At 67.0% G+C, this 11,835-nt stretch carries 12 protein-coding genes; 1 reads left to right on the top strand and 11 read right to left on the bottom strand.

Annotated features, from left to right (window positions below):
* Positions 1 to 3: 3 nt before the first annotated feature.
* The 9 genes from flbD to mtnA all read right to left on the bottom strand — a co-directional run bounded on the left by flbD (position 4) and on the right by mtnA (position 9,077).
* Positions 4 to 1,368 carry a sigma-54-dependent transcriptional regulator FlbD gene (gene flbD / locus MFF07_RS01560; RefSeq protein WP_147814332.1) on the bottom strand — a complete coding sequence of 455 codons (1,365 nt, stop codon included), beginning with the start codon at positions 1,366 to 1,368 and terminating at the stop codon, positions 4 to 6.
* 46 nt (positions 1,369 to 1,414) lie between these two features.
* Entirely contained in the window at positions 1,415 to 1,762 is a 348-nt protein-coding gene (gene fliN / locus MFF07_RS01565) for a flagellar motor switch protein FliN (RefSeq protein ID WP_147814330.1), read from the bottom strand.
* Positions 1,763 to 1,774: 12 nt separating this feature from the next.
* The gene (locus tag MFF07_RS01570) at positions 1,775 to 2,383 is read right to left on the bottom strand and encodes a FliH/SctL family protein (RefSeq protein ID WP_147814329.1); all 609 of its coding nucleotides are present in this window, start codon (positions 2,381 to 2,383) and stop codon (positions 1,775 to 1,777) included.
* Entirely contained in the window at positions 2,380 to 3,432 is a 1,053-nt protein-coding gene (fliG, locus tag MFF07_RS01575; RefSeq protein ID WP_147814327.1) for a flagellar motor switch protein FliG, read from the bottom strand. Before fliG ends, MFF07_RS01570 begins: the two co-directional genes overlap by 4 nt.
* Before the next feature lie 39 nt (positions 3,433 to 3,471).
* Positions 3,472 to 5,085, bottom strand: coding sequence for a flagellar basal-body MS-ring/collar protein FliF (gene fliF / locus MFF07_RS01580; RefSeq protein ID WP_147814324.1), 1,614 nt, complete (start codon positions 5,083 to 5,085; stop codon positions 3,472 to 3,474).
* A gap of 189 nt (positions 5,086 to 5,274) precedes the next feature.
* Positions 5,275 to 5,550, bottom strand: a complete 276-nt coding sequence (gene sciP, locus MFF07_RS01585) for a CtrA inhibitor SciP (RefSeq protein WP_147045024.1) — start codon at positions 5,548 to 5,550, stop codon at positions 5,275 to 5,277.
* A 118-nt stretch (positions 5,551 to 5,668) separates the two neighbouring features.
* On the bottom strand, positions 5,669 to 6,334 hold the full coding sequence (locus MFF07_RS01590) for a flagellar hook assembly protein FlgD (protein WP_147814322.1): 666 nt from the start codon (positions 6,332 to 6,334) through the stop codon (positions 5,669 to 5,671).
* Positions 6,335 to 6,346: 12 nt separating this feature from the next.
* A complete protein-coding gene (locus MFF07_RS01595) occupies positions 6,347 to 7,633 on the bottom strand; it encodes a flagellar hook-length control protein FliK (protein ID WP_147814320.1) in 1,287 nt (428 codons plus the stop codon).
* Positions 7,634 to 7,979: 346 nt separating this feature from the next.
* Positions 7,980 to 9,077: an S-methyl-5-thioribose-1-phosphate isomerase gene (gene mtnA, locus MFF07_RS01600; protein WP_147814318.1), complete on the bottom strand. Its 1,098-nt coding sequence runs from the start codon at positions 9,075 to 9,077 to the stop codon at positions 7,980 to 7,982.
* A gap of 179 nt (positions 9,078 to 9,256) precedes the next feature.
* On the opposite strand from mtnA, the gene MFF07_RS01605 reads away from it, so the two are divergent.
* On the top strand, positions 9,257 to 9,571 hold the full coding sequence (locus MFF07_RS01605) for a DUF2853 family protein (protein ID WP_147814316.1): 315 nt from the start codon (positions 9,257 to 9,259) through the stop codon (positions 9,569 to 9,571).
* Positions 9,572 to 9,598: 27 nt separating this feature from the next.
* Here the strand turns inward: MFF07_RS01605 and MFF07_RS01610 are convergent, their stop codons facing one another.
* Together MFF07_RS01610 and serA are read right to left on the bottom strand one after the other, a co-directional pair.
* On the bottom strand, positions 9,599 to 9,973 hold the full coding sequence (locus MFF07_RS01610) for a DUF1902 domain-containing protein (RefSeq protein ID WP_306424616.1): 375 nt from the start codon (positions 9,971 to 9,973) through the stop codon (positions 9,599 to 9,601).
* 250 nt (positions 9,974 to 10,223) lie between these two features.
* Positions 10,224 to 11,816, bottom strand: coding sequence for a phosphoglycerate dehydrogenase (gene serA / locus MFF07_RS01615; RefSeq protein ID WP_147814314.1), 1,593 nt, complete (start codon positions 11,814 to 11,816; stop codon positions 10,224 to 10,226).
* Between the last annotated feature and the right edge of the window lie 19 nt (positions 11,817 to 11,835).

An 11,835-nucleotide genomic window follows, 5' to 3' on the forward strand; every position in this document is an offset into this window, starting at 1 on the left:
GGCCTACCCGTAGGCAGCCACGGCCCGCACGCTGCCCGGCTCCGCGACGCCGATCCCGGACTGAACGTATTCGTTGAGCTTGTTCCGCAGTGTCCGGATCGAAATGCCGAGAATCTTGGCTGCGTGCGTCCGATTCCCGAGACAATGGTCGAGGGTGTCGAGGATCAGGTCGCGCTCGACGTCGGCCACCGTGCGGCCGACAAGGCCACGGGTCGCTGCTTCGGCGACCTGCGCGGCGCGCTCGGCCGGCCCGGCTGCACCGCCGATGGAATCGCCCTCGGGCGTCAGGACCGCATCGTGGCCGATCTCGGCCCCGGAGGCGAGCAGCACGGCGCGGTGAAGGGTGTTTTCCAGCTCGCGCACGTTGCCGCGCCAAGGGCTTTTCGTAATCAGTGCAAGTGCGTCGCGAGAGAGCGGGCGCACCGCCAGGCCGTTGGCCTCGGCATATTTCTTGGCGAAGAATCCGGCGAGTTCGAGGATGTCGGCCGGCCGCTCGCGCAGCGCCGGGATGCGCAGGTGCACGACGTTCAATCGGTAGTACAGGTCCTCGCGAAAGGTGCCCTTCTTGACCTCTTCGGCAAGGTGACGGTTCGAGGTGGCGAGCACCCGGATGTCGACCTTCACGGGCGCTGAGCCGCCGACCCGGTCGATCACGCGTTCCTGCAGCGCGCGCAGGAGCTTCGACTGCAGGCGCACGTCCATCTCGGAGATCTCGTCGAGAAGCAGCGTGCCGCCGTTGGCCTCTTCGAAACGGCCGATCCGGCGGGCGACCGCCCCCGTGAAGGCGCCCTTCTCGTGGCCGAACAGTTCGGATTCGAGCAGCGCCTCGGGAATCGCGGCGCAGTTCACCGAGACGAAGGGCTTGTTCGCCCGGTTCGAGCGGGCGTGGACGTGGCGCGCCAGGACCTCCTTGCCGGTGCCGCTCTCGCCGGTGATCAGCACGGAGGCGTCGGAGCGGGAGACCTGCTCGGCGAGCTTGACCACGCGCTCCATGGCGGGATCGCGCCAGACGAAGCTGCGGCCGTCGGCGGCGACCGCTTCCAGAACCGCGGCGATCATCTCGGGGTCGGGCGGCAGCGGGATGTACTCCTTGGCACCCGCCTGGATCGCCGCGACCGCCGCCTTGGCGTCGGAGGCGATGCCGCAGGCCACCACCGGCGTCCGGATGCGCTCGTCGGCGAGCGCGGTCACGAACCGGCGGATGTCGAGGCTGACTTCGACCATCACGAGGTCGGCGCCCCGGGCGCGCAGCGTCGCGAGGCCCTGGTCGATGCCGTCCGCGTGGGTGACGGCGGCACCGCGGTTCATGGCGATCTTGGAGGCGGTGACGAGCTCGCCCGTGAGCCGTCCGACGATGAGGAGCCGCATGGCTCAATCTCCCAGTTGACGAGGGCCCTGCGAGGCGGGCGTCGTTTCAGTGATCGTTCTTGATGATTTCGGTCATGGTGACGCCGAGGCGGTCCTCGACGAGCACGACTTCGCCACGAGCGACGAGACGGTTGTTCACGAAGATGTCGATCGCCTCGCCGACCTTGCGGTCGAGTTCGAGCACGGCTCCGGCATCGAGGCGCAGCAGGTCGCCGATCGGCATGCGCGAGGAGCCGAGCACGGCGGAGACGACCACGGGTACGTCGAAGACCTGTTCGAGGTCGGAGGCGGTCTTCGGGGTCGTCGGCGCATCGAGCACCGATTCCGGACCCACACCGTCGAAAGATGGGTCCAGGTCGCCGAGCTGCGGCAGATGGAAATTGTCGCTTGCCATGATCGCGCTGCCTCAGCCGTGTCGTGATGAGAGAATGCCGGCGGCGTCGAGCGCCGCCGCTTCGACCCTTGCGCGCTCGCGAACGATGCCGCCATCGGCCCATTCGATGCGGGCGTCGCCCTCGGGCATGTCCGGTTCGCCGAGGACAACGAGGCGGCCCTCGAAGCCGCGCTCGCGCGCAAGCCGCTTCACCAGCGCCTCGGCCTCGTCGACGATCGCCTCGTTCACGCGAACGACGAGATGCGGCACGCCGCGCACATGTTGGAGAGCGGCGCGTGCCGCTTCCTCGACCGCAGCCAAAGGGCTAGCGGCAAGGGCATCGCCCGCGAGCTTGCGCGCCAGCGCCGTGGCGAAGGTGAGCGCCTGGTCCTCACGCTCGGCATCGCGGGCGTCGGACTGGTTGATGAGGCCGGCGGCAGCGAGACCGAGCCTGTTCAGCGCGTCGGAGAGCCGAGCCTGGGCCTGCGCTTCGGCGCGGACGCGTCCCTCTTCCAGGCCGCGGGCATAGGCGCGCGCCTCGGCATCGGCGACGGCGGCCGCCTCCTTGGCGGCACCCTGCGCGTTGGGGCGGCGGAAATCCGTGTCGAACAGGAACGGCTTGGTCGACGACTTGGCGTTCAATAGACCAGCTCCTCTTCGCCGCCATTCTTGGCGATCATGATCTCACCCTTCTCGGCGAGGTCCTTGGCGAGCTCGGTCATCTTGGCCTGGGCCTCGTCGACCTCTTTCAGCCGGATCGGCCCCATCGAACTCATCTCGTCACCCAGGTTCTTGGCGGCGCGGGTCGACATCTGGGCGAGGAAGAAGCCGCGCACGCGCTCCTCGGCGCCCTTGAGGGCCCGGCAGAGGGTGTCGTTGTCGACCGTGCGCATCAGCGTCTGCACGGAGCCGGCGTCGAGCTTGAGCAGGTCCTCGAAGGTGAACATCAGTTCGCGGATGCGCTTGGCCGAACCGCGATTGCCCTGGTCGAGCGCCGCCAGGAATCGCGTCTCGGTCTGCCGGTCGAAGGCGTTGAAGACGTCGGCCATGAGCTCGTGCGCGTCGCGGCGGGTGCTCTGCGCGATGGTCGAGACGAACTCGACGCGCAGCGTTTCTTCGATGTGGCGCAACGCCTCCTTTTGCACCGTCTCCATGCGCAGCATCCGGTTGAGCACGTCGATGGCGAATTCCTCCGGCAGGATCGTGAGGACGCGGGCCGCATAGTCCGGGCGGACCTTCGAGAGCACGACGGCAACGGTCTGCGGGTACTCGTTGCGCAGGAAGGCGGCGAGGATGTCCGGGTCGATCTGGGTCAGGCTGCCCCAGACCCGCTTGGCCGAGGCACCCTTGATCTCCGCCATGATCGAGGAGACCTGCTCGGGCGGGAAGATCTTGAGCAGGAGCGATTCGGTACGCTCGTAGTTCGAGGTGATACCGCCGCCGGACGGAAGGCGGGACACGAAATCCACGATCAGCCGCTCGATGGTCTCGGCCTCGAGCGAGCCGAGCTGCACCATGGCGTGCGAGACCTTCTTGACCTCCTCCTCGTCGAGCAGGCGCCAGATCGCGGCGCCTTCCTGCTCGCCGAGAAGCAGCAGGAGCGTCGCGGCGCGCTGCGCACCGGTGAGTTGCTCGAAGCCGCCGCCCGACCCGGCATTGGCAAGCGCGCCGAAATCTATGCCGGCAGCCATCGCCGGTTCCTTTCAAGGCTGGACGGAAAAGCACGCATCTCAGTTGTCGTGGATCCAGTTGCGCAGGACCTCGGCGGTCTCGTTGGGGTTGGCGCGAACCATGTCGACCACGCGCTCGACGGTCTCGGCCTGGATCTTTCCGTTCAGCTTGGCGTGTTCGAGAAATTTGGCGGCCTGTCCCTGGTCGGCGATCGCCGCGACGGGGACTTCGCCACCGGCGAGCGCCATACCGGCCGGACCAGCCAGCATCACCGTCGGGGCCTCCGATTCGAGGACGCGCTTCAGAAGCGGACGCACAACCGCCATCAGCACGAGCAGGGTCAGGGCCGACAGCACGGCAAGCTCGACCCAGCGCATCACGTCTTCCTTGGACGGGCTGAGCAGCGACTGCACCAAGCTCGGCTCGACGAAATCCGGTGCCGGGGGCGCCTCGGCAAACCGCAGGTTGACCACCTCGACCTGATCGCCGCGGGTCTTGTCGAAACCGATCGCGGTGCGCACCAGCGCAGAGATCCGCTCGATCTCTGCGGCCGGGCGCGGTTGGTAGGTCGCCTTGCCGTCGGTGCCGGGCATGTAGACGCCATCGACGAGGACCGCCACGGAGAGTCGTTTCACGCGGCCGCCCTCGATCACCTCGGTCTTGGTGACGCGGGAGATCTCGTAATTCGTAGTCTCCTCGTTCTTCTGCGCCGTGTCCTTCTGGTTCGGCTGCGCGGCAGGCTGGTTGGCGCCCGGCAACTCGTTGCCGACGCTGACCTGCCCCTCGGCGCCGCCGCTGAGCGAATTCTCGCTGCGGGTCTGGCTGGAGCGCACGACGCGGCTCTCAGGGTCGTAGGTCTCCGAACGGCTCTCGATCCGGTTGACGTCGAGATCGGCGGACACCTGCACGCGGGCACGGCCCTGGCCGACGATGCCGGCGACGATCTCCTCGATCTGCGAACGCAGGCGGCGCTCGATGCCGGTCTGCTTCTCCTCGTAGCCGACCGCACCCTCGGCCTCCGCGCCGCGGGCGCCGTCGGCGAGCAGCCGGCCGCGCTCGTCGACGATCGACACGCGCTCGGGCTTCAGGCCCTCGACGGCCGAGGCCGCGAGGTGGCGGATGGCGCGCACCTGCGACGTATCGAGGTCGCCGACGAGTTTCAGCACGATGGCGGCGCTCGGCGCGTCGCGGTCGCGCTCGAACAGGCGGCGCTCGGGCAGGACGAGGTGGACGCGGGCAGCCTGGACGCGGCCGATGGCGCGGATCGAACGGGCGAGTTCGCCTTCGAGCGCCCTGAGGTGGTTCACGTTCTGGACGAAGCTGGTCGAGGAGAACGCGTCGCCCTTGTCGAAGATCTCGTAGCCGACGCCGCCCTGCACCGGCAGGCCCTTGCCGGCGAGGTCCATGCGCAGACGGGCGAGGTCGGCGCGCGGCGCCATGATGGTCTGGCCGGCATCGCCCTTGGTCTCGTAGGTGATGCCGCGCGCATCGAGGTCACGGATCACGGCGCCCGAATCCTGCATCGACAGGTCGGCGAAGAGCACGCCCATGTCGGGGCGCGACATCCGCAGGATCACGAAGGCGAAGAAGCCGACGAGGGTGAGCGTCACCGCGGCCATGGCGGCGAGCCGCGCCGGCCCGAGCTTCGTCACCAGTTCGAGGACCGACTTCACGCGCTGGACGCCTGCGAGACAGATCGCGGCGCCGAACGCCCCGCCCGGCAAGATTTGCCGGGTGCGTGGTTAGCGGCTGGTTAAGAAAGCTTCATTCGCCCCCTGGAACGAAAAGAACCGCGCCAGCTGATGCGGACGCGGCTCGCTTCGTCGCCCGTGGCACCGAGAACGGCGCCCGCAGCCGAGACCTCAATGGCGATAATGCTGGATGCGCGTGGTGCGCAGGCCGGCAAGGCCGTGCTGGTCGATGGAGAACTGCCAGCTCAGGAATTCTTCGGTGGTCAGCGTGTAACGCTGGCAGGCCTCTTCGAGGCTCAACAGCCCGCCGCGAACGGCGGCCACGACCTCCGCCTTTCGGCGAATGACCCATCGGCGGGTCGATACCGGTGGCAGGTCCGCGATGGTCAGCGGAGAGCCGTCGGGCCCGATGACATACTTAACTCTCGGGCGGGGTGTCTCGGTCATGCTACGCTCTACACTCGACTGACCTGTCGAGATCAAACCTACTTGCGTCCGCTTAAAATATGTTGAAGCGGACCGTTCAGAATTGATTCGTTTTTGACCGGACCATGTGGACAACACGCTAAGCGCCCGCCGCCGCGAGGTTTTTCACGGTCGACAGCAACAGCTTGGCAGTACCGACGGCCAGGACCGGCTCGCTGCCGCTGAGATCGACGCTGGTCACCGTACCGGTCACTGAGGTGTCGACCGCGACGGTGGAGCCCGTCGCATCGAGGGCATCGACCTTGATGGCATAGGTGCCGTCCTTCTGCGTCAGGCCCGACGAGCCGCGCCCGTCCCAGGCGAAGCTCTGGCTGCCCGCCGCGAGCGTCGTCGATTTGGTGGCGACCACGTTGCCGTCCGAATCGCTGATCGTGATCAAGGCCTTCGTCGCAGCGCGCGCCGGCGTGAGCGTCCAGCTCGCCTTGCCGTCAGAAAGCGTGGTCTTGGTTCCGTCCGCCGTGACCGTCTTGCCGATGAAGCTCGACGCGGTGGCCGAGGCCGAGGCCTTGGAATTGGTCAGGATCGAGTCGAGCCTGTCGTTCGTCTTCAATTGCTGCTCGACGCCTGCGAACTGCACCAGTTGCTGCGTGAACTGGTTGGTGTCCATCGGGTCGAGCGGGTTCTGATTCTTGAGCTGCGTCGTCAGCAGCGTCAGGAACTGCTGGAAGTTGCCGGCGATCGCCTTTGAGCTCGTGCTCGCCGTCGAAGAGGCCGCGCCGGCGATATTTGAAATGCCCGATGCCATGATCGTGTCTCCTCAGATGCGGATATCGACACGGCCGATCCCGCGCAGGGCGCGGAGCGGCACGAGGTCGATCGGGATGTGGTCGGGTCCGCCCTGAAGGCCGGGTCGGTCTGCCTGGGCGCCGCCGCGGGACTGGGCGTCGTCGCCGGTTTCACGGCCGTTGCGCCCGGTCCCGGCCTCGTCGCCACGAAGCGACAGGCTGACACCGGCGCTCGCATCGAATCCGGTTTGGGACAGGGCCTGCTGAAGGGTGGACGCGTCGCGCTGGAGCAGAGCGAGAGTTTCCGGCCGATCGACGACGAGGCGTACGCCGACGGTGCCCTGGTCCTTGTCGATGTCGATCGAGACGTCGACCCGACCGAGTTCCTTCGGGTCGAGCCGGATCTCGAAGCGGCTGGATGCCCCGAGCGCCCGAAGCCCGATGGTCATCGGCACCGCGCCGAGCGGAATCGGCGCGGACGAAGGCGAAGCCTGAAGATGAGCGGCCACATTGGACGCGGACGCGGCCTTCACGTCGGGCGAGGAGGAGGGCGCAGTCGCAGCCGCCGGATCCGTGCCCGACGCGGCGATCGACGGCATCGTGTCGCCGCCGGGTGCGCCGGCTGCGATCTCGGCTAGCGCCGCTTCGAACTCGGGTTTTACCGCGACCGCCGGGCCGACGGTCTTGCCGGTGCCGGGACCGAGGGATCCCGCACCTTTGGCCGCACCGTCTGCCGCTTCGATCCCGGACTCTTCGTCCGGATCGAAGGCGGTGGCTTTGGAGGCCGTCGGCAACGGCGGTGGAGCCTCGGCGAGTGGCGCTACGAAGATCGCCATCATCGGCGACGTCACGGCCGTCTCGGCGGTAGCCGCAGTTTTGCTCTCGGCATCACCAGTCGAAGAGTCCAGCTCTGCAGGTGCGCTTTTGGTCGCCTCGGCCTCCGATTGTGCGGATGCCGTCGTATCGACCTGCGGCTTGGCCGGTGGAGTGAGTGCAGCCGGGCCGGGAGACGCCGGCTTGGTCGATGTCTCGGCGCGCGTCGCGCGATCCGCTCCCGCGGCTGCCGAGCGATCGGCCTGCGCCGGCCTTTCGCTCGTCTTCGACCCATCGGCCTTCGACATGTCCGTCGCCGCCGTTTTCATTCCTGCGGAGGAGGAGCGGATCTGACTGTCGCGGGCAGCGCGCCGGTCGGACTCTTCGAGCGAGAAGCGTTCGCGCCGGGTCTGCGCGGGATCGCGCGTCTCGGCGAGGTCGCGCTGCACGCCCGATGCGCGCTGCTGCACCCGGCTCTCCACCACATCCTTCAACGTCAGCGACATGCGTCAAGCACTCCTTCACCGAGTGAGCAGCAAGGGCCGAGCCAGGTCGAGTTACCAACAAGTCATTGCAATAATTGATTTATTTCAAACCACTTCGTCACCATGCCCGGACGGGATTGCCGGAGGCCGGCAGATTCTTCCGAGCGTGCCGGTTTGAGACCTGCGAAGCCGTGCAGTTCTTGGAACGTCAGGTCGATATCGAAAGGGTGCGGCGTGCCTCGGTTGGGAGACAACCGGCAGCAAGCTTTCGCTGAAACGACGGAGATGTCGTTTCGCCGCCGCCAGGGCCGGTTCCGGCGACCCGACGGCGGAACGGCAATGGAGACCTACGCGATCCGCCGGCAGGCTACGCAGGCTTGCGACGCTCCGGATACAGCCCTAGCAAGCCCTCCGGGCTTGCCTGCGCCACGCCACGCTCGGTGATGATGCCGGTCACGAGCCGGGCCGGGGTGACGTCGAAGGCGGGGTTGGCGACAGGGCTGCCGGGGGAGACCACCTGCACGGTCGCGAATCCGCCATCCTCGGTGAGGCCGGTGAGATGCGTGACCTCGCGGGCATCGCGCTCCTCGATCGGGATTTCGGCGACGCCGTCGTTCAACGTCCAGTCGATCGTCGAGAAGGGCAGGGCGGCGTAGAACGGCACGCGTGTGTCGTGCGCGGCCAGCGCCTTCAGGTAGGTGCCGATCTTGTTGCAGACGTCTCCGCTCGCCGTCGTGCGGTCCGAACCGACGATGCAGAGGTCGACCTGTCCATGCTGCATCAGGTGACCGCCGGCATTGTCGGCGATCACGGTGTGCGGCACGCCGTGGGCGTTCAGCTCGAAGGCGGTGAGTGCCGCGCCCTGGTTGCGCGGCCTGGTCTCGTCCACCCAGACGTGGACCGGTACGCCGGCATCGTGCGCCACGTAGATCGGCGCCAGAGCCGTGCCCCAATCCACCGTGGCGAGCCAGCCGGCGTTGCAATGGGTCAGGACGTCGATGCGGCCGCCCTTGGCGACTGCGATGTCGGAGAGGATGCGCGCGCCGTGCTCGCCGATCGACCGGCAACTCGCCACGTCCTCGTCGGCGATCCGCGCGGCCTCCTCGAAGGCCAGGGCCGCGCGCTCATTGTCCGGCACGCCGCGCAGGACGGAGGCTGCCCGGTCGAGAGCCCAGCGCAGGTTGATCGCCGTGGGGCGCGTGGCGGCAAGCGTCGCGACCGCCTGCTCGATGCCCTCGGATGAGGAATCCTCGCGCATCGCGAGCGCCAAGCCGTAGGCGGCAGTGACGCCGATCAGCGGCGCTCCGCGCACAACCATGGTACGGATCGCCCGCGCAGCATCCTCCATCGTCGCGAGGCGCTGCAGTTCGAAGGCGAAAGGCAGGCGGGTCTGGTCGATGACCTGAACGGAAGTGCCGCCGGCATCGGGAAAGATGGTGCGGTAGTGCCGGCCGTCGATCTTCATGACTCGCTGAACCTTGGACTGTCGAACCGGGACGAAAAGCGGCGGCCGGCCTGACGTTTCACGTTATCGTGCGGCTCGTCCGAACGCTTGATTGTGGACGGGCGCACCTACCCCTGCCGCATCACCGCAAATTGCGGCATTCTGCTGGTGGCCGCGCACGGCCGGAGGAGAGTTTCGCGATGTCGGACCATCTCGAGGACGTGAAGAAATACGCCAAGGCGCCGGTCAACGAGAAGGCCGTCGCCGGCCTGACGAAGACCTACCGGCTCGTCCTGTCGAAGCCCGACACGAAATACGTCGCCTGCTCCGACAAGGCCGAGCGCGAGACCGTCCGCAAGAACTTTCTGGAGAAGAAGCTCGGGCTTTCGGGCGACGACCTCGATGCGTCGATCGAGGCGACCTGCAAGAAGATGAAGGCCGACCGCACCAAGTCGCGCCTGACGTTTTACTATTTGCTCGCCGAGCATTACGGCAAGCTCGATATGTTCGCATGACGGGTGACGGTCTAACTCGTCGTCATTTCAAGCCCCGCGAAGCAGCCAGAGGGCAATCTCCCGACGTCTCGAGATTTGGCCCTGGGTTGCTTCGCCGCACTCGCGAAGACGTGAGTGATATACTTCACCGATTGGGATAGACGCGGGCGGTGAAACTGCTGCGCGCGGGACTATCCGCTCACAGTTTTTATTGTACGAGATCAAACCGACTTCGTGATCCAGTGGATCAATATCCAACAGATCTCGGATCATTCCCGGCAGCTTCAAACGAAGTGCCTGAAGGGTCGTGGCCTCGGCCGCGAGCCCTGGTATGTTGGATTGGTTCACGAACCAGACGCAGGCTTCGTCGTCCCACGTGCAGGTTAGGCGAGCGTGTAGACGCATTTCGTCGATCGCGGGCATGTGCCCCAATAGCGCGCGCGGCGCTACACCACAGGAAAGTACCCACGGGCGCCACAAGGGAGGGCGACTGAGTAGCCGGCGCGGTTGGGATCACGCCTCCAATCCCGACTCTTCGGCACGTGGTCACCCGTGAGCAAGAGAACGCTAGCAAATTTCAGCGCCGCCGAAAGGGGGGCGTATGGGGACTCCATCGTCATGCGATACCGGACACGGCGTCTCTCACCGGGCCCGGCACAAGCGCCTGCGTCACTCAGAAACTGACCGGCCGCACCCGCTTCACCTGCGGGATGTCCTGTATCTTCGCCAAGACCTCCGGCGGCACCGGTGCATCCACGGCGACGAAGGCGATGGCGTTGCCGCCCTCGGATTCGCGGCCGAGGTTGAACGTGCCGATGTTGACCCCAGCCTCGCCGAGCACGCTGCCGAAACTGCCGATGAAGCCCGGACGGTCGTGGTTGCGCACGTAGAGCATGTGCGGTGTCAGCGCCGCCTCGATCTCGATGCCGCGGATCTCGATGACGCGCGGCTTGCCGTCGTGGAAGACCGTGCCGGCGGCGTCGCGCGGCATGTCCTCGGCATCCACCGTGATGCGGATTACCGAGTCGAACTCGCTGACGCCGCCCTCGCGCTTGATCTCGTCGACGACGATGCCGCGCTCCTTCGCGATCGCCGGCGCCGAGACCATGTTCACGTCGGCGAGGAAGGGGCGCAGCACGCCGGTCACCGCGGCCGAGGTCAGGGCGCGCGTGTTCATGCCTGCGACCGCGCCCTCGTAGGTGATGCGGATACCCTTGATCGGCGCCTCGGTGAGCTGGCCGAGGAACGAGCCGAGTTTTTCCGCCAGATTGACGAAGGGCTTGAGGCGCGGCGCCTCTTCGGCCGAGATCGACGGGAAGTTGACCGCGTTGGAGATCGCGCCCGACAGCAGATAATCGGACATCTGCTCGGCGACCTGCAGGGCGACGTTCTCCTGCGCCTCCGCGGTCGAGGCGCCGAGATGCGGCGTGCAGATCACGTTCGGATGGCCGAACAGGGCGTTCTCGGTCGCAGGCTCCGTCACGAACACATCGAAGGCCGCGCCCGCCACGTGGCCGGAATCGAGTGCCGCGCGCAGAGCCTGCTCGTCCACCAGTCCGCCGCGGGCGCAGTTGACGATGCGCACGCCGCGCTTGGTCTTGGCGAGGTTCTCCTCCGACAGGATGTTGCGGGTCTTGTCCGTCATCGGCACGTGCAGCGTGATGATGTCGGCGCGGGCCAGCAACTGGTCGAGCTCGACCTTCTCGACCCCGAGCGCCACGGCGCGCTCCGGCGACAGGAACGGATCGTAGGCGATCACCTTCAGCTTCAGGCCGATCGCCCGGTCGGCGACGTTCGCGCCGATGTTGCCGCAGCCGACGACGCCGAGCGTCTTGCCGGTCAGTTCGACGCCCATGAAGCGGTTCTTCTCCCACTTGCCGGCCTGGGTGGAGGCGTCGGCCTGCGGGATCTGGCGGGCCAGCGCGAACATCATCGCGATGGCGTGCTCCGCCGTCGTGATCGAGTTACCGAAGGGGGTGTTCATCACGATGATGCCCTTGGCGGTGGCCGCCGGCACGTCGACGTTGTCGACGCCGATGCCGGCACGGCCAATCACCTTGAGCCTTGCGGCCTCGGCCAGGAGCTTCGCCGTCGCCTTGGTGTTCGAGCGGATGGCGAGGCCGTCGTAATTCGCGATGATGGCGGCCAGCGCCTCCTTGTCCTTGCCGAGGTTCGGCTGGAAATCGACCTCGATGCCCCGATCCCGGAAGATCTGGACGGCGGCTTCGGACAGGGCGTCGGAGATGAGAATTTTGGGAGCGGGCATGGTGGCCTCCGGCTCGAAA

It is taken from the genome of Methylobacterium thuringiense (assembly GCF_022179645.1).
In the GTDB taxonomy this organism is placed as follows: domain Bacteria; phylum Pseudomonadota; class Alphaproteobacteria; order Rhizobiales; family Beijerinckiaceae; genus Methylobacterium; species Methylobacterium thuringiense.

Coding starts and splice junctions, on each gene's coding strand:
- flbD (WP_147814332.1), bottom strand. CDS start 1,368: ATGCGGCTCCTCATCGTCGGACGGCTCACGGGCGAGCTCGTCACCGCC.
- fliN (WP_147814330.1), bottom strand. CDS start 1,762: ATGGCAAGCGACAATTTCCATCTGCCGCAGCTCGGCGACCTGGACCCA.
- fliG (WP_147814327.1), bottom strand. CDS start 3,432: ATGGCTGCCGGCATAGATTTCGGCGCGCTTGCCAATGCCGGGTCGGGC.
- sciP (WP_147045024.1), bottom strand. CDS start 5,550: ATGACCGAGACACCCCGCCCGAGAGTTAAGTATGTCATCGGGCCCGAC.
- MFF07_RS01590 (WP_147814322.1), bottom strand. CDS start 6,334: ATGGCATCGGGCATTTCAAATATCGCCGGCGCGGCCTCTTCGACGGCG.
- MFF07_RS01595 (WP_147814320.1), bottom strand. CDS start 7,633: ATGTCGCTGACGTTGAAGGATGTGGTGGAGAGCCGGGTGCAGCAGCGC.
- mtnA (WP_147814318.1), bottom strand. CDS start 9,077: ATGAAGATCGACGGCCGGCACTACCGCACCATCTTTCCCGATGCCGGC.
- MFF07_RS01605 (WP_147814316.1), top strand. CDS start 9,257: ATGTCGGACCATCTCGAGGACGTGAAGAAATACGCCAAGGCGCCGGTC.
- MFF07_RS01610 (WP_306424616.1), bottom strand. CDS start 9,973: ATGCCCGCGATCGACGAAATGCGTCTACACGCTCGCCTAACCTGCACG.
- serA (WP_147814314.1), bottom strand. CDS start 11,816: ATGCCCGCTCCCAAAATTCTCATCTCCGACGCCCTGTCCGAAGCCGCC.